Consider the following 17295-nt stretch of genomic DNA (forward strand, 5'->3'; position numbering starts at 1 on the left):
ATCACATGGATAAAGTCATCGTCATCACCGGCGGCAGCCGCGGCATTGGTGCCGCCACCGCCCTGTTGGCCGCCGAACAAGGCTATCGGATCTGCATCAACTACCAGGCCGACGAAGAAGCCGCGCAACGCGTGCTGGAGCAAGTCCGTGCCCTGGGTGCGCAAGCCATCGCGGTACGTGCCGACGTCAGCATCGAAGACGAAGTGATCGGCCTGTTCAATCGCGTGGACGCCGAGCTGGGCCGGGTCACGGCACTGGTCAACAACGCCGGCACCGTGGGGCACAAGTCCCGGGTCGACGAAATGTCCGAATTCCGCATTCTCAAAATCCTCAAGACCAACGTGCTGGCACCGATCCTCTGCGCCAAGCACGCGATCCTGCGCATGTCGCCCAAGCACGGCGGGCAGGGCGGCAGCATCGTCAACGTGTCCTCGGTGGCCTCGCGCTTGGGCTCGCCCAACGAGTACGTGGATTACGCGTCGTCCAAAGGTGCGCTGGACAGCTTCACGATCGGCTTGTCCAAGGAAGTGGCGGGCGAGGGCATTCGTGTCAACGCCGTGCGGCCAGGCTTTATCTACACCGATTTCCATGCACTGAGCGGTGATCCGGACCGGGTCAGCAAGCTTGAGTCGGCGATCCCGATGGCTCGCGGTGGACGACCGGATGAAGTGGCTGAGGCGATTGTCTGGTTGCTGTCGGACAAGGCGTCGTATGCGACGGGGACTTTTGTTGATCTGGGCGGCGGGCGTTAGCAGGTTGGATGTGCAATGCTGGATCTGGCCTCTTCGCGAGCAAGCCCGCTCCCACATTGGAATGCGTTCGAATGTGGGAGCGGGCTTGCTCGCGAAGGCGATAACCCAGACATCAGAGAACCCTCAGAACGACCGCACAATCCGCCCCAACGTCTCCATCGCCTTCTCGCAAGCCTCATCCCACGGGCTGCCGTAATTCAGCCGAATGCAATTCCTGAACCGCTGCGTCGGCGAGAAAATCGGCCCCGGCGCGATGCTGATGCCTTGCGCCAGCGCCATCTGAAACAACTTCAACGAATCCATCTGCGCCGGTAATTCCAGCCATAAAAAGTAGCCGCCGGCTGGTTGGCTGACGCGAGTCTGCGCCGGAAAGTACCGTGCAATGGCCGCGAGCATCGCGCTTTGCTGTTCTTCCAGGGCATAGCGCAATTTGCGCAGATGCCGGTCATAGCCGCCATGCTGCAAGTAATCGGCGATGGCGGCCTGGGCTGGCATTGAGGCGCAGAGCGAGGTCATGAGTTTCAGCCGTTCGATTTTTTGCGCATAGCGCCCGGCGGCGACCCACCCGATGCGGTAACCGGGGGCCAGGCTCTTGGCGAAGGAACCGCAATGCATCACCAGCCCTTCAGTGTCGAAGGCCTTGGCTGGTTTCGGCGCCTGTTGACCGTAATAGAGCTCGGCGTAGACATCGTCTTCGATCAGCGGCACCTGATGGCTGCGCAGTAATTCCACCAGTTCCTGTTTTTTCGCCTCGGGCATGGTCGCGCCCATGGGGTTCTGGAAGCTGGTCATGCACCAGCAGGCCTTGATCGGGTGCCGTTCCAGGGTTTGCGCGAGTACGCCGAGGTCGATGCCGTCGCGCGGGTGCACTGGAATTTCCACGGCCTTGAGTTTCAACCGTTCGAGTATTTGCAGGCAGGCGTAGAACGCCGGGGCTTCGATGGCCACCAGGTCGCCGGGCTCGGTGACGGCTTGCAGGCACAGGTTCAACGCTTCAAGGGCGCCGTTGGTGATCAGCAGCTCTTCCATGGGCAGCATCAGCCCGCCAACCATGTAGCGCAGGGCGATTTGCCGGCGCAACTGCGGGTTGCCCGGCGACATGTCGGTGACGACCATGCGCGGGTCCATCTCCCGGGCGGCGCTGGACAGCGAGCGGGACAGCCGCTGCAACGGAAACAGGGTCGGGCTGGGGAACGCCGAGCCGAAGGGCACGGTGTTGGGGTCCTTGATTGAATCGAGGACCGAGAACACCAGTTCGCTGACGTCGACTTCGGTGGACTCGTTGACCTGGCTGCTGATCACCGGCTCGGAAAACGGGCTGGGCGCATGGGCGTTGACGAAGTAACCGGAACGCGGACGGGCGCGGATCAAACCGCGACGTTCGAGCAGGTAATAGGCCTGGAACACCGTGGACGGGCTGACGCCGTAGGTCTGGCTGGCGTAGCGCACCGACGGCACGCGCTGGCCGGGGCCGAGGACGCCGGAGCGGATCAGTTCAGCGATGTCGTCGGCGAATTTTTCGTAGCGTTTCATCGAGTGCCCGGTTTGTTTTCATTCAAAAAAATCGAGGTGGCTTCTTCGCGGGCAAGCCTCGCTCCTACAGACACCAGTAGGAGCGAGGCTTGCCCGCGAAGGCCGCCCCGCAGTCTAAAGGCTCAACGATTCATCGGCGCAACAAACCGACTCTTCGCCACGCTATAAATATCCGGCTCATCACTGTCGACCACCTTGAAATTGAGGTTCTGCGAACTGCTGCTCGGCCGCTCCGTGGTCATCGCCACCGACACCGGCACATCGATAATCTCACCGGGCGCCAGGCTCAGTTCAGTCTTGCCTTGCAACTGGAAGCCGTCGCCATCGATCAGCGTCAGACGATAGTCCTGACGTTGCTGGGTTTTGTTGATGACCTTGAGGCTGTAGATGTTTTCGATCTGCCCCTGACTGTTCTCGCGGAACAAGCCACGGTCCTTGCTCACGTCCAGCGAGACCATCGGCCGTTCGACCAAGGCCAGGGCGAGGGCGCCGATCATCAGCACCAGCACCGCCGTGTAGCCGATCAAGCGAGGTCGCAGTAGGTGAGTCTTGCCGCCCTGCAACTGGTGCTCCGAGGTATAGCTGATCAGGCCGCGGGCGTAGCCCATTTTGTCCATGATCGAATCACAGGCGTCGATGCAGGCCGCGCAGCCAATGCATTCCATCTGCAAGCCGTCGCGGATGTCGATGCCGGTGGGGCAGACCTGCACGCAGAGCTGACAGTCGATGCAATCGCCGAGTCCGACCTCGGCCGGCGCCACGTCACGTTTACGCGGGCCACGGTTTTCACCTCGGGCCACGTCGTAGGAAATGGTCAGGGTGTCCTTGTCGAACATCACGCTCTGGAACCGGGCATACGGGCACATGTGCATGCACACCGCTTCACGCAGCCAGCCGGCATTGATGTACGTGGCGCCGGTAAAGAACAACACCCAGAACAGACTGACCCCGCCCATCTGCAAGGTCAGCAACTCTTCGGCCAGTGCCCGGATCGGCGTGAAGTAGCCGACAAAGGTCAGGCCGGTCAGCAGACTGATGGCCAGCCACAGGGTGTGCTTGGCCGAGCGACGCATCAGTTTGTTCACGCCCCAGGGCGCGGCTTGCAGCTTGATCCGCTGGTTGCGTTCGCCCTCGGTGATCTTCTCGCACCACATGAAGATCCAGGTCCAGGAACTCTGCGGGCAGGTATAGCCGCACCAGACGCGACCGGCAAACACGGTGATCGCAAACAGACCGAACGCAGCAATGATCAACAACGCCGACAGCAGGATGAAATCCTGCGGCCAGAAGGTCGCGCCGAAGATGTGGAATTTGCTTTCGGAAAGGTCCCAGAGCACCGCTTGCCGGCCACCCCAGTTCAACCACACCGTGCCGAAAAACAGCAGAAACAGAAACCCCGCGCCGCTCATGCGCAGGGTGCGGAACAGCCCGGTGAAACTGCGGGTGTGGATCAGGTTGTCGCTGGACTTGGCCTTCATCTTGGGACGCGAAGGCTCGAAGGTCTCAACTATTCGGACGGGGATTCTATCGCTCATGGTCTTTCGCTCATCAGCCTCCATCAGGCGTGAGCACTATGAGCGGCGATCTGTTTGCATAACAGACTCAGCTATTGCAATAAAAAGCGGATCAGATGGGTCTTGATCCGCTGCCTGCGACAACTTGATGCACCCGCCACAATGGGGCGCGGACGCCTATATCAGGCGCCCGGGCGAGTTATTGATGCGGGTCAGTCAAATCACCGAATCACTGTCCGTGGCCTTCAAATGCCTACGACCGTCGACGGCGCCTGCTACGGTCAATGCGTCGGCTTCTGCTTCGGTGATGTAGATACGCTGGCCGTTGAGCTCGACCGCCGACATGGCTTTTTCCGAGTCGGTGATGATGGTGACGTCGGGACACAGACGAATTTCTTCGCCGTTTTCGGTGGTGAAAAAGCAAGTCTGGTTTTCGATGCGCACGGTCATGGAGGCGTCCTTTTTTCTGCGGGGTTCTACAGTGTTAGGGCGCGCTCGGCGGTCATCGTTCGGTGCAACCGATTAATGGTCGGCGCGGTCCATCCTCTATTGGGCACTTTTCAGGGATTGCAGCATGAATGCTTGGTGGCATGAGGTTTGGGTGACCCTGCAAGCGGAGTTCGCCGACATCGGCGACGCGTCGCAACTGACGCGCATTACCGTGCGCCTGTTAATGGCCGCCGTGCTGGGCGGGATTCTCGGTTTCGAACGCGAGCAAAAGGGTAAGGCCGCGGGTGTGCGCACGCACATGCTGGTGGCGCTCGGCGCGGCGTTGTTTGTGCTGGTGCCGCAGATGTCCGGTTCCCAGGCCGATGCCATGAGTCGGGTGGTGCAGGGTGTGATCGCCGGGATTGGTTTTCTCGGCGCCGGGACCATCCTGAAAAACCAGGAAGGCGACGAAGGCCACGTCAAAGGCCTGACCACCGCCGCCGGGTTATGGATGACCGCGGCCATTGGGGTTTCGGCCGGCTTGGGGAGAGAAGCGACGGCGGTGTTCAGTACGTTTTTGGCGTTGGCGATTTTCAGCGTGATGCCGAAGATCGTGAAGATGCTGGAACGGAATCCCCCGTAGGCTGCGATCTTTTGATCTTGATCTTCAGCGATCTTCGAGGCGCCAAGTCAAAGTCAAAAGATCGCAGCCTCCGGCAGCTCCTACATTGAATCTTCATACGGCTCGGGCACTGTTCAGGGGTTTACGATCACCGGCGGCATGGTGTCCGGTGGTTCCTGCCGTGGGGGCGGGGTCGTGCCGGGCGGCTCTTGCTCGGGCACCGGTTCCGGCTCGGTCGGCGGGATGGTTGGACTGTCGATGTTCGGATCAGGCGTTTCGGCGGGAATCGGAATACTCATCGTTGAAGCCTCCAGTGGCACTTGGCGTAAGTCGTGCTTAAGTTGATTGACCACCGCGCAATGGAATTGATTCCCCCGAACGCCCAGGCAAATCGCCGTGAACTTTTACCGCCGCCAGTCGCTCGGAACCTAAGTGAGTCAATTCAGGGAACATCAGACACAAGAGCGTCCATGGGGCGTAAAGGAGAGATGCTCGATGACTGCCGAAAAACCGACAGAGCTTAATTACAACCCTCATATGCCGCTGTCGCAGGCGTTACTGCTGCCGCGCATCGCCATTGAAAACACCATGCCGACCCTCGATGGCGGGCAGTTTGCCGTGAAAGCCGTGGTCGGTCAGGACGTGGTCGTGAGCAGCAAAGTGTTCGCCGACGGTCACGACAAACTCGCCGTGCGCATCCGCTGGCGCGCCGATGGCGACGAGATTTGGCAGAGCGACGCCATGAGCGACCTGGGCAATAACGGCTGGCAGGGCCAGTTTCGTGTCGCGCGCCAGGGTCGTTATGTGTTTTGCATCGAAGCCTGGATCGATCAGTTCGCCAGCTTCTGCTATGAGCTGGAAAAAAAGCACGCCGCCCGAGTGCCCGTCAGCCTGGAGTTGCAGGAAGGGCGCACGATGGTCCAGCAAGCCGCTGAACGCGCCGATGGACAACTGAGCGAGCAACTGGCGCAGCTGCACCATGAATTGTCGGGCCTGCTCGAAACCGAGCAAGTCGCGCTGTTCATGCACCAGCGCAGCGCCGATTTGATGGCCGAGGCCGATCATCGCGCCTACTTGAGCCTGAGCCCGGAGTACCCGCTGGACGTCGAACGGGAACTGGCGCAGTTTGCCAGTTGGTATGAGTTGTTCCCACGTTCGATCACCGACGATCCGGCCCGCCACGGCACGTTCAACGATGTGCACTCGCGGCTACCGATGATCCAGGACATGGGCTTCGATGTGCTGTACTTCCCGCCGATCCACCCGATTGGCCGCAGCTACCGCAAAGGTCCGAACAACTCGCTGACCGCCGGGCCGGATGATCCGGGCAGCCCGTATGCGATCGGCAGCCCCGAAGGCGGGCATGAGGCGATTCACTCGGAACTGGGCACCCGCGAAGACTTCCGTCGGCTGGTGGCGGCCGCCGCTGACCATGGCCTGGAAATCGCCCTCGACTTCGCCATCCAGTGTTCCCAGGATCACCCGTGGCTGGAACAGCATCCCGGCTGGTTCAACTGGCGGCCGGACGGCACGATCAAATACGCCGAGAACCCGCCGAAGAAATACCAGGACATCGTCAACGTCGACTTCTATGCCTCGGACGCGATTCCAAGCCTGTGGGTCGAGTTGCGTGACATCGTGGTGGGCTGGGTCGAGGAGGGCGTGAAGATCTTTCGCGTCGACAACCCTCACACCAAACCGCTGCCGTTCTGGCAGTGGCTGATCGCCGATGTGCGGGCGTTGTACCCGGAAGTGATCTTCCTCGCCGAAGCCTTCACCACGCCGGCGATGATGGCCCGCTTGGGCAAGGTCGGTTACTCCCAGAGCTACACCTACTTCACGTGGCGCAACACCAAATACGAGCTGGCGACTTACTTCACCGAGCTCAACGAATCGCCGTGGCGCGAATGCTATCGCCCGAACTTCTTCGTCAATACCCCGGACATCAACCCGGCGTTTCTCCATGAGTCGGGGCGTGCCGGTTTCCTGATCCGTGCGGCGCTGGCGACCATGGGCTCCGGTCTGTGGGGCATGTACTCGGGCTTCGAACTCTGTGAGTCGGCACCGGTGCCGGGGAAAGAGGAATACCTCAACTCCGAGAAGTACGAAATCCGCCCAAGGGATTTCAACGCGCCGGGCAACATCATTGCCGAGATCGCCCAGCTCAACCGCATCCGTCGGCAGAACCCGGCGCTGCACACCCATCTGGGGCTGAAGGTCTACAACGCCTGGAACGACAACATCCTGTATTTCGGCAAACGCAGCGCGGATGGCAGCAATTTCATTCTGGTGGCCGTGAGCCTTGATCCGCATAACGTGCAGGAGGCGAATTTTGAGTTGCCGCTGTGGGAGATGGGTTTGCCCGACGACGCCAGCACCCAGGGCGAAGACCTGATGAGCGGGCACCGCTGGACCTGGCACGGCAAGTACCAGTTCATGCGCATTGACCCGGCGCATCAGCCGTTCGGCATTTGGCGGATCACCGTTTAGACGCAAAACCTGTGGGAGCGACGGTGCGACGATTCGACCTGCTCGCGAAGGGCCGGCACATTCACTATTGATGTCGCCTGACACACCGCCTTCGCGAGCAGGCTCGCTCCCACAGGGTAGGTGATCGGCTCAGGATTTTTCGAATTCAACAGGAGTTACCAATGGCGAAGAAACCCAAGGCAGCCACCTTCATCAAGGACCCGCTCTGGTACAAGGATGCGGTGATCTACCAGGTTCACGTTAAGTCTTTTTTCGACTCCAACAATGACGGGATCGGCGACTTTCCCGGTCTTATCGCCAAACTCGATTACATTGCCGATCTGGGCGTCAACACCATCTGGCTGTTGCCGTTCTACCCCTCGCCACGCCGCGACGATGGCTACGACATCGCCGAATACCGCGGCGTGCATTCCGACTACGGCACCCTGGCGGACGCCAAGCGGTTCATCTCCGAAGCGCACAAACGCGGTTTGCGGGTGATTACCGAGCTGGTCATCAACCACACCTCGGACCAGCACGCCTGGTTCCAGCGCGCGCGCAAGGCCAAGAAAGGCTCGGCGGCGCGGGACTTCTATGTCTGGTCCGATGACGATCAAAAGTACGACGGCACCCGCGTCATTTTCCTCGACACCGAAAAGTCCAACTGGACTTGGGACCCGGTAGCCGGCCAATACTTCTGGCACCGTTTCTATTCCCACCAGCCCGACCTGAATTTCGACAACCCGCAAGTCATGAAAGCCGTGCTGTCGGTGATGCGCTACTGGCTGGACATGGGCATCGACGGCCTGCGACTGGACGCGATCCCGTACCTGATCGAACGTGACGGCACCAACAACGAAAACCTGCCCGAGACCCACGACGTCCTCAAGCAGATCCGTGCCGAAATCGACGCCAACTACCCGGACCGCATGCTGCTGGCCGAGGCCAATCAATGGCCGGAAGACACTCAGCTGTACTTCGGCGACACCGATAAAAAAGGCCTGAACGGCGACGAATGCCACATGGCTTTTCACTTCCCGTTAATGCCCCGCATGTACATGGCGCTGGCCCAGGAAGACCGCTTCCCGATCACCGACATCCTGCGCCAGACCCCGGAAATCCCGGCCAACTGTCAGTGGGCGATTTTCCTGCGCAACCACGATGAGCTGACCCTGGAAATGGTCACCGACAAGGAACGCGATTACCTGTGGAACTATTACGCCGCCGACCGGCGGGCGCGGATCAACCTGGGGATTCGACGGCGTCTCGCGCCCCTGATGGAGCGTGATCGTCGCCGCGTGGAATTGCTCAACAGCCTGTTGCTGTCGATGCCGGGCACGCCGACCCTGTATTACGGCGATGAGATCGGCATGGGCGACAACATCTACCTCGGCGACCGCGACGGCGTGCGCACACCGATGCAATGGTCGATCGACCGTAACGGCGGCTTCTCACGCGCCGACCCGGCCAGCCTGGTGCTGCCGCCGATCATGGACCCGCAATACGGTTACCTGTCAGTCAACGTCGAAACTCAGGCCGGTGACCCGCATTCATTGTTGAACTGGACCCGACGCATGCTCGCCGTGCGCAAGCAGTCCAAGGCTTTCGGGCGTGGCACGCTGAAAATGCTCTCGCCAAGCAACCGGCGGATTCTGGCCTACACCCGTGAATACACCGGCCCGGATGGCAAGTACGAAATCATCCTGTGTGTGGCCAACGTATCGCGCAGTGCGCAAGCGGCGGAACTGGATCTATCGGCGTATGCCGGCATGGTGCCGGTGGAAATGCTCGGCGGTAACGCCTTCCCGCCGATCGGCCAATTGAATTTTTTGCTGACCCTGGCGCCTTACGGCTTCTACTGGTTCGGCCTCGCAGCGGAGAATCAGATGCCGAGCTGGCACGTCGAACCGGCGCAAAGTCTGCCGGACTTCACCACACTGGTGTTGAAAAAACGCATGGAAGAACTGCTCGAAGCGCCCTCGCGCGGCACGCTGGAGCAGGGCATCTTGCCGAGTTGGTTGCAGAACCGTCGCTGGTTTGCCGGCAAGGACGCGGCCATCGAAAAGGTCAACCTGGCCTACGGTGTGCGCTTCGGCGATGCGCAGCATCCGGTGCTGTTGAGCGAAATCGAAGTCACCAGCGGCGGCCAGACCAGCCGTTACCAACTGCCGTTCGGTTTTATTGCTGACGATCAGGTCGGTCCTGCGTTACCCCAGCAACTGGCGCTGTCGCGTGTCAGGCGTGGGCCTCAGGTCGGTTTGATCACCGATGCGTTCAGCCTTGAGAACTTTATCCGCACGGTGTTGCAGGGCATGCAGCACAACCTTGTGCTGCCATCCGATGGCGGCGAGATCCATTTCGAACCGACCGCCGAGCTGGCCAAGCTGGGCCTCACGGCTGAATCGGAAGTGCGTTACCTGTCGGCCGAACAATCCAACAGTTCGGTGGTGATCGGTAAAAGCCTGGTGCTGAAACTGATCCGCAAAGTCGCCTCGGGCGTGCACCCGGAACTGGAAATGAGCGCGTACCTGACCCGTGCCGGTTTCGCCAATATCTCGCCACTGCTGGGTTCGGTGATTCGCCGCGATGCGGCGGGCGAGGACAATCTGTTGATGATCGCCCAAGGCTACTTGAGCAATCAGGGTGACGCCTGGGAGTGGACGCAGAACAACCTTGAGCGTGCGCTGCGTGATGAACTCGCCGACGCCATGTCCGAGCAGGAACAGCACTACAACGCCCTCGGCGAGTTGAGGGACTTTGCCGGCATGCTCGGTCAACGCCTGGGCGAAATGCATCAGGTGCTCGCGGCGCCGACCGACAACCCTGACTTCGCGCCGCAAGTCACGACGCAAAAGGATGCGTTGGCTTCGGCCAAGGATGTCGCGGCGCAACTGGAACATGCGCTGAAGTTGCTCAAGCAGCATCAAAGCGAATTGAACCCGGCGGACAAAGCCTTGGTCAGTCGTTTACTGGACAACAAAAAAGCCATCCTGAGCCATGTCCAGGCGCTGGGTAAAAAAGCCGCCGGTGGCCTGCGCATTCGCGTCCACGGTGACTTGCACCTGGGCCAGGTGCTGGTGATCAAGGGCGACGCTTACCTGATCGACTTCGAAGGCGAACCGGCACGGCCGCTGCACGAACGCCGCGGCAAGCACAGCCCTTATAAAGACGTCAGCGGCGTATTGCGTTCCTTCGACTACGCGGCGGCGATGGCGATCAACGTACACAACGTCGATAACACGGCCGATGCACAAGCCGCTCGTCAGCGTGTCGCCGATCGGTATCTAAATGATGCAAAACAAGCATTTGTCGACGCTTATCGGCTGGCGGCAGCTAGTCTTGCTCATGCGTGGCAAGATCCGGAAGGCGAGGACGCCGCGTTGGCGTTGTTCGGTCTGGAGAAGGCGGCCTATGAGGTGGCGTATGAGGCTGAAAATCGCCCCACGTGGTTGCCGGTGCCATTGCACGGCTTGTATGGACTATTGAGTGGGCTTAAACCCTTTTCCGATCTTGGTGGAGAGTAGTTATGAGTTTCTCGAACAAGGAACAGGGTCATCATAAAGAGGCGCTGCTGCCCAAAGCGCGGGATATCGATGCGCTGGTACGTGCCGAACATCACGACCCTTTTGCAATTCTTGGCCCTCACGGCGATGGTGCCGGCGGGCAATTCATTCGGGCTTATCTGCCGGACGCCCTGAGCGTGCAGGTGGTGGCGAAGGACTCCGGGGAAGAACTCGGCAACCTTGAAGCCACCCAAACGCCGGGGCTGTTCGTCGGGCACTTTGACCGGGGCCAGGCGTATTTGCTGCGGACCCGGTGGGCCGGCGGCGAGCAACTGTCCGAAGACCCTTACAGTTTTGGCCCGCTGCTGGGCGAGATGGACTTGTACCTGTTCGCCGAAGGCAATCACCGCGACCTCAGCGCTTGCCTCGGCGCGCAGCTGAAGACGGTCGAGGGTGTCGACGGCGTGCGTTTCGCCGTGTGGGCGCCGAATGCCAAAAGGGTTTCGGTGGTCGGTGACTTCAACAACTGGGACGGTCGCCGCCATCCCATGCGCCTGCGCCATCCGACCGGTGTCTGGGAGTTGTTCATCCCGCGCATGCAGGCCGGGGAAGCCTATAAGTACGAGATCCTCGGTGCCCACGGCATTCTGCCGCTCAAGGCGGATCCGATGGCATTGGCCACCACACTGCCGCCAGACACCGCGTCCAGGGTCGCCGCGCCGCTGAAGATCGACTGGCAGGATCAGGCGTGGATGCAATCGCGGGGCGATCGGCATCGGCCGAGTGCGCCGCTGTCGATCTACGAATTGCACGCCGGCTCCTGGCAGTGCGAGCTGGACGATCTGGGCGAAGTCGCTCGCCAGTACACTTGGCACGAACTGGGTGAACGGCTGATTCCGTATGTGAAGGAGCTGGGCTTCACCCACATCGAACTGATGCCGATCATGGAACACCCGTTCGGCGGTTCCTGGGGTTACCAGTTGCTTTCGCAGTTCGCCCCGAGTGCCCGTTACGGCTCACCGGATGACTTCGCGGCGTTCGTCAATGCCTGTCACCAGGCCGACATCGGCGTGATCCTCGACTGGGTGCCGGCGCATTTCCCCACCGATACCCACGGCCTCGCGCAGTTCGACGGCACCGCGCTGTACGAGTACGGCAACCCGCAGGAAGGTTTCCACCAGGACTGGGACACGCTGATCTACAACCTGGGCCGCACCGAAGTGCATGGCTACATGTTGGCTTCGGCGCTGCACTGGCTCAAGCATTTCCACGTCGACGGCCTGCGGGTCGATGCCGTGGCGTCGATGCTCTATCGCGACTATTCGCGCAAGGCGGGCGAATGGGTGCCGAACCGTCACGGCGGTCGCGAGAACCTCGAAGCGATCGACTTCCTGCGCCACCTCAATGATGTGGTCGACCTCGAAGCGCCCGGCGCGCTGGTGATTGCCGAAGAGTCCACGGCGTGGCCCGGTGTCAGCCAGGGCACGCAACAAGGTGGGCTGGGCTTCGACTACAAGTGGAACATGGGCTGGATGCACGATTCGCTGCACTACATCCAGCAGGATCCGGTGTACCGCGCGCATCACCACAACGAACTGAGTTTCGGCCTGGTGTATGCCTGGTCCGAACGTTTCATCTTGCCGATCTCCCACGATGAAGTGGTACACGGCAAGCATTCGCTGATCGACAAAATGCCCGGCGATCGCTGGCAGAAGTTTGCCAACCTGCGGGCCTACCTGAGTTTCATGTGGGCGCATCCGGGCAAGAAGCTGCTGTTCATGGGCTGCGAATTCGGCCAGTGGCGCGAGTGGAACCACGATCAGCAGCTGGACTGGTACTTGCTGCAGTATTCGGAACACAAAGGTGTGCAGAAACTGGTGGGCGACCTCAATCGCCTGTACCGCGAAGAGCCGGCATTGCATGACCAGGATGACGCGCCTCAAGGGTTCCAGTGGCTGATCGGCGACGATGCGACCAACAGCGTTTACGCGTGGATGCGCTGGAGCAAGGAAGGTCGGCCGGTGCTGGTGGTGGCCAACTTCACGCCGGTGCCGCGTGAGGCTTATCGCGTGGGCGTGCCCTTCGCGGGGCGTTGGTCTGAGTTGATCAACAGCGATGCGGCGATGTATGCCGGTTCTAACTATGGGAACAGCGGCGGGGCGTTTACCGAAGAAGAGCCGAGCCATGGGCAGGCGCTTTCGCTGGTGCTGAATTTGCCGCCGTTAGCGGTACTGATCTTGCGGCCGGAGGGTTGATCTAACACCGCGTCGCGCCATTCGCGAGCAAGCCCGCTCCCACATTGGATTGATGTCGTACACATAACCAATGTGGGAGCGGGCTTGCTCGCGAAGGCGTCAGCCCAAACAACATCCCTCTTCAAGCCAATCGCTCACCAGCGCATCCGCACACCCAAACTGCCAATCAACCCGTTCAAATCATTGTCATCCACATCGCTGCTGTAATCGGCGCTGACGTACAGACTCACGGCGGGCGTCACCCTGGCCACCAGTCCCAAACCCAACTCAACCGTCGATGAGTTGCGGCTACTGCTGATTTTGTCGACCTGATCGAGGGTCACGGTGTTGCCGGTGTAGACCGTGTGCCACAAGTTGGTCCGCACATAAGGTTCGACCCCCAGGCCGTTGAAATCGTAACTACCTTTCAAGCGTGCACCGACCCGACCGCTCCAGGACGTCAAGTCTGTGGACGACGCATTGCCGGAGCCGGCATACGGCGTGTCCAGGGTAATGCGTTGATTGACTAACTGCGCTTGTGGTTCAACGACCCAGTTTTCGCTGATGCCGATGGGGAAACCACCTTCCACCGACAGCGTGACCGCGCTGCCCTCGGTGGCTTGTCGGGCGCCCTGGTCATTGCGGCTGTAGCCATTGACTCGCCCGCCACTGGCGGTCAAATCCACGTGCCAGCCATTAGGCCCGGTCAAGCTCCAGTAGGCGCCCAGGCTTTGGCCTTCAAGGTTGAGGGTGTCGGTGCCGGGGGCAGACAGGGCGCGACTGGTCAGCAGGCCATTACTGTTGCCCTGGATCTGATTGATCCCGCCGATCAGCCCCACCTGTTGCGTATGGCCGCTGTTGCTTTGCAGGGTCAGGATCGCCGGACCCTTGAATTCGGTTGCGCCAGGGCCGGAATAACCCTGCGCCATGACATCGGTTTGTGCTTGTCGCGAAGCCTGGCCATAGAGCTGATCCCAGGCCGAAGGCGCGACTTCTTCAATCGTCAGGTGCGAACTTCGCAAATCGGGACTGGCACTGAAACGGCCAGGATAGGTGGTAGCGAGTGCGGGCAAGGTGAGTACCGGAACGTCCTGTTTATACCAGGGCGTAGTGTCTTCCTCGACAGGTGAGGCTTGCACTTCCATTGTGGAGCACAGCAGGAGGGAACTCGAGACAGTGCAAAAAGTGACTTTGATCTCTTGTGAGTTGAGTGAGTTTTTCATGGAGGTCTACCTTGCAATCGCATGCGGTATCTCGCTCTGGCGTCTCTCCTACCCCGAATGAGGGGCGACCGAATGTATTGAGGCAAGCCTCTGGCCGCCCGTTTTTGCGGGTGTCTGGGGGTTTGCCCCTGGTGGTGATTCCGGGGGTAGTAACGTGTAGCTAAGAAGACCCCCGGCACTGCGTCAAGAAAATGGCCGATAAGTGGTATAGGTATTTTAGAGACTTCAAGTGACTGATTTACGCCGCACATCTAAGTTCTTGTTTGTTCGAAAAATCGTCAAAAAACCCGCGAGCTAGAGGGGTTTGGTAGCTGCCTAACGGCCTACCAGCTCACTCGCAATCCGACGTTTCCAAACAATCCTCGCATCGGATTGCTGTCGATATTGCCGGTGTAATCTGCGCTGGCGTACACGCTGACGGAAGACGCGAGACTCAACACCATCCCGATGCCGAGATCGGCTGAAGAGGACTTTTGTTGAGTCTCGATTTGATCGGCTCCGTTAAATGTGACCGTATCGGTGCCCGAAAACGTGTGCCACAGATTGGCTCGCAGATAAGGCTCCAAGGGGCGACCGCTGACTTCATAACGCCCCTTGAGGCGCGCGCCGAGGCGCCCGGTCCAGCTGCCGTCGGAATCGAACGACACGCGGGAAACGCCGTCGTTCTGGCTGTCCAGCGAGACTTTTTGATGGATCACTTGCGCCTGGGGTTCGATTTCCCAGTTGCCCGCCACTGGCAAGGGATACCCGGCCTCTGCCGACAGGGTCAGGGCATGGCCGCGGTTGTCGAGCTTGAGGCCGCGTTCGGAGTGGCTATCGCCGTCCAGCCGAGTGCCCATCACCACCGTGTCGACGTACCCGCCTTCAGGGCCGGTCAACGTCCAGTAGAGTCCGACGCTGTCACCCTCAAGTTCGACGCTGCCGGCGCGTTTGCCTTCGAAGCCCTGGTTGAAACCGTCGACATCGCCCTGCAAGCGACTGTGACCGACGAAAAATCCCATGCGCTGAGTTTGGCCGCCTGCCAGTTGAGAAGCGAACACGTCATTCCCCACCTGAAAACCGTTGAGTGAACCGTCGAGCCGGGGCGTCACAGTGCCGGCCCAGGTCTGGTCGAGGTTTTTGCCATAGACGCGGCCCCAGCCAGCGCCGAAGGCACCGGTTTCGCTGAGCAGGCGTTGATCGCCCTGGCGATCGTGGAAAGTACCGAGGGCTGTCAGGGTCAGCTGTGCAGCCGCTGGTGGCAGCACTGACCAGGTCGGGACCTCCGGACGATAAAGGGCGATCGGTGCGGCCCCTGGCACGGCGGCGGGGAGTTCCGGCAGTGCCGGGCTACCGGCCGGCGCGAGCGCGGCGACGGGTGTTGCCACCACGGGAACCGTTATCGGCGGCAAGGTGGGGTCGGGATTGGGAATAGTCGTGACGGCTGGCGCGACAACCGCAGAGCGCAGGTACCAGCTGTTTTCGGTGCCAGCGGTGACACCGCCCTTGAACAGTCGGTAATCGAAGGCACCCGCCGACAGCGTGCCGTCATTGAGCGCAAAAGCCCCGTTGTCGCTCACGGCCGTGCCTTGGGCTTGCACCAGCTGGATGCCATTTTGCGCGGTCAGTGCGCCGAGACCGCCAAGGTTGGTAACGGTGATCAGGGTCGTGCCGGTCAAGGTTCCCTCGTTGACCACCAGTTTGTCGCTGGGAGAACTGTCGTCACCCACGACACTTTGCAACAACAACCGGCCGCTGCTGCCGGCGTAATTGCCCTGTACCGTCAACGTGTCGTTGGTGCGGGTATTGCCACTGCTCAAGTCGATCACACCGGCATTGTTCAAGGTGACGCGCTGACCTGTGGCGAAGGGCGTGAAGCCGCCCTGGGTCGAAGTCACTGTGCTGCTGTCATCGATATTGAACACGCCGGTGCCAGTGCCGTTGTCGCCGAGGACGAAATTACCGCTGAGGTCGAATTGCGAGCCGTTGCGCAGGGTGACCGTTTCCCAGTTGAGGTAACGACCGGCGCCGGCTGAGGTGGTGTGATCGAAGGTCAGCAGATCGCTGCCACTGCCGCCATTGAGGCTCGGGGTCAGGGCGAGGGTGCTTTCGCCGAGATTGCGCAAGGTCGCGCTGTCGTTGCCGTCCTCCATCAGAATCGCCGAGTGGATAATGCCGCCGCCGTCCCACAGCAGCGTGTCGTTGCCGGTGCTGGCGCGGATCTCCCCGAGGATCTCGCCACCGGTCACAGTGATGCTGTCGTTGCCACCGCTGACACTGATGTTGCCGCCAATCCTGCCGCCGGAGACGATGATGGTGTCGGTGCCGAAGCCGGTGACCAGGTTGCCATCGATGAGACCACCCGACATGTCGAAGAGATTGTTATCCAGTTTCATGTCGACCCGACCGATTCTGCCACCGGTCATTCTGGCGGTGTCGCCATCCTCAAAAGCACCCATGATCCAGCCGTCGGTCATCAGGAAGAAATCGCGACTGTCGCCTTGGGCCAGGGACTGGAGGAGCCCGCCACTGATGATGACGTTATCGACGCCATTGCCCTGATTGACTGCGCCGGTAATCTGGCCGGCGCTGATGTTCAAGGTGTCGGCGCCGTCACCCTGAGTGAGTGTGCCAATGAGGGTGCCGGAGTTCATGTTGACCGTGTCGGCCCCGGCACCGAAGGTCACGTTGCCATTAATCGTGCCGGTGCCATTGGCGGGGAAGGTCAGGGTGTTGTTGCCCGACAGGTCGGTCAGCGGCCCGTTGCTGCCACTGTCACAGACGAAATTGTCGTTGCCGGCAGTGGGGATGAGGGTGCAGGCCGCTTGGCTGGTGTGCGGCCAACCGATGCATAAGCAGATGGAAACGGCGCAGGCGCTGTAGCGGTAACGGGGCAAGACTGTCGAAAAGTTCACACGCGTCTCCCGCGTAAGGATCGACGTCCGAGCCGCCACTATTCATCAGTGGCAAGGCAGCGGACGTGATCGGCAGCGCGAGTGGCGAGACAGCATCGGGAAAGTCATCACCCGAAACGGAA

At 60.6% G+C, this 17295-nt stretch carries 11 protein-coding genes; 5 read left to right on the plus strand and 6 right to left on the minus strand.

The genetic code is table 11. The annotated features are described in order from the left end of the window. Window positions 1-5 precede the first annotated feature (5 nt). On the plus strand, window positions 6-752 hold the full coding sequence (locus tag ACIPL2_RS01075; RefSeq protein ID WP_401352098.1) for an SDR family oxidoreductase: 747 nt from the start codon (window positions 6-8) through the stop codon (window positions 750-752). Window positions 753-875: 123 nt separating this feature from the next. Here ACIPL2_RS01075 and mapR read toward each other — a convergent pair whose 3' ends face one another. From mapR to ACIPL2_RS01090, 3 genes are all read right to left on the minus strand, one after another. Next, window positions 876-2285 carry a GntR family transcriptional regulator MpaR gene (gene mapR, locus ACIPL2_RS01080; RefSeq protein ID WP_401352101.1) on the minus strand — a complete coding sequence of 470 codons (1410 nt, stop codon included), beginning with the start codon at window positions 2283-2285 and terminating at the stop codon, window positions 876-878. A 122-nt stretch (window positions 2286-2407) separates the two neighbouring features. Then, window positions 2408-3820 (minus strand): cytochrome c oxidase accessory protein CcoG, encoded by a 1413-nt coding sequence (gene ccoG, locus ACIPL2_RS01085; RefSeq protein ID WP_401352104.1) that lies wholly within the window; start codon window positions 3818-3820, stop codon window positions 2408-2410. 195 nt (window positions 3821-4015) lie between these two features. After that, window positions 4016-4249: a DUF3203 family protein gene (locus ACIPL2_RS01090; RefSeq protein ID WP_401352107.1), complete on the minus strand. Its 234-nt coding sequence runs from the start codon at window positions 4247-4249 to the stop codon at window positions 4016-4018. 124 nt (window positions 4250-4373) lie between these two features. Here ACIPL2_RS01090 and ACIPL2_RS01095 point away from each other — a divergent pair, with 124 nt between their 5' ends. Continuing rightward, window positions 4374-4871, plus strand: coding sequence for an MgtC/SapB family protein (locus tag ACIPL2_RS01095; RefSeq protein WP_401352110.1), 498 nt, complete (start codon window positions 4374-4376; stop codon window positions 4869-4871). Window positions 4872-4984: 113 nt separating this feature from the next. Here ACIPL2_RS01095 and ACIPL2_RS01100 read toward each other — a convergent pair whose 3' ends face one another. After that, window positions 4985-5149, minus strand: coding sequence for a hypothetical protein (locus ACIPL2_RS01100; RefSeq protein WP_401352113.1), 165 nt, complete (start codon window positions 5147-5149; stop codon window positions 4985-4987). A gap of 196 nt (window positions 5150-5345) precedes the next feature. Between ACIPL2_RS01100 and ACIPL2_RS01105 the strand changes: the two genes are divergently transcribed. The 3 genes from ACIPL2_RS01105 to glgB all read left to right on the plus strand — a co-directional run bounded on the left by ACIPL2_RS01105 (window position 5346) and on the right by glgB (window position 13077). Next, complete coding sequence (locus tag ACIPL2_RS01105; RefSeq protein WP_401352116.1) at window positions 5346-7340, plus strand: alpha-1,4-glucan--maltose-1-phosphate maltosyltransferase; 1995 nt, start codon at window positions 5346-5348, stop codon at window positions 7338-7340. Window positions 7341-7501: 161 nt separating this feature from the next. Then, window positions 7502-10843, plus strand: a complete 3342-nt coding sequence (treS, locus tag ACIPL2_RS01110) for a maltose alpha-D-glucosyltransferase (RefSeq protein WP_401352119.1) — start codon at window positions 7502-7504, stop codon at window positions 10841-10843. 2 nt (window positions 10844-10845) lie between these two features. Then, window positions 10846-13077, plus strand: a complete 2232-nt coding sequence (glgB, locus tag ACIPL2_RS01115) for a 1,4-alpha-glucan branching protein GlgB (protein ID WP_401352121.1) — start codon at window positions 10846-10848, stop codon at window positions 13075-13077. Between the two features lie 134 nt (window positions 13078-13211). Here the strand turns inward: glgB and ACIPL2_RS01120 are convergent, their stop codons facing one another. Next, on the minus strand, window positions 13212-14279 hold the full coding sequence (locus ACIPL2_RS01120) for an autotransporter domain-containing protein (protein WP_401352124.1): 1068 nt from the start codon (window positions 14277-14279) through the stop codon (window positions 13212-13214). Window positions 14280-14602: 323 nt separating this feature from the next. Continuing rightward, the gene (locus ACIPL2_RS01125; RefSeq protein WP_401352127.1) at window positions 14603-17173 is read right to left on the minus strand and encodes an autotransporter outer membrane beta-barrel domain-containing protein; all 2571 of its coding nucleotides are present in this window, start codon (window positions 17171-17173) and stop codon (window positions 14603-14605) included. Window positions 17174-17295: the final 122 nt, after the last annotated feature.

It is taken from the genome of Pseudomonas sp. NPDC086251 (assembly GCF_044746405.1).
Classification (GTDB): domain Bacteria; phylum Pseudomonadota; class Gammaproteobacteria; order Pseudomonadales; family Pseudomonadaceae; genus Aquipseudomonas.

What these genes read in the sequence shown, in the direction of transcription:
- mapR (WP_401352101.1), bottom strand. Translation starts at nt 2,285, where the DNA reads ATGAAACGCTACGAAAAATTCGCCGACGACATCGCTGAACTGATCCGC.
- ACIPL2_RS01095 (WP_401352110.1), top strand. Translation starts at nt 4,374, where the DNA reads ATGAATGCTTGGTGGCATGAGGTTTGGGTGACCCTGCAAGCGGAGTTC.
- ACIPL2_RS01100 (WP_401352113.1), bottom strand. Translation starts at nt 5,149, where the DNA reads ATGAGTATTCCGATTCCCGCCGAAACGCCTGATCCGAACATCGACAGT.
- ccoG (WP_401352104.1), bottom strand. Translation starts at nt 3,820, where the DNA reads ATGAGCGATAGAATCCCCGTCCGAATAGTTGAGACCTTCGAGCCTTCG.
- ACIPL2_RS01105 (WP_401352116.1), top strand. Translation starts at nt 5,346, where the DNA reads ATGACTGCCGAAAAACCGACAGAGCTTAATTACAACCCTCATATGCCG.
- ACIPL2_RS01075 (WP_401352098.1), top strand. Translation starts at nt 6, where the DNA reads ATGGATAAAGTCATCGTCATCACCGGCGGCAGCCGCGGCATTGGTGCC.
- ACIPL2_RS01120 (WP_401352124.1), bottom strand. Translation starts at nt 14,279, where the DNA reads ATGAAAAACTCACTCAACTCACAAGAGATCAAAGTCACTTTTTGCACT.
- treS (WP_401352119.1), top strand. Translation starts at nt 7,502, where the DNA reads ATGGCGAAGAAACCCAAGGCAGCCACCTTCATCAAGGACCCGCTCTGG.
- glgB (WP_401352121.1), top strand. Translation starts at nt 10,846, where the DNA reads ATGAGTTTCTCGAACAAGGAACAGGGTCATCATAAAGAGGCGCTGCTG.
- ACIPL2_RS01090 (WP_401352107.1), bottom strand. Translation starts at nt 4,249, where the DNA reads ATGACCGTGCGCATCGAAAACCAGACTTGCTTTTTCACCACCGAAAAC.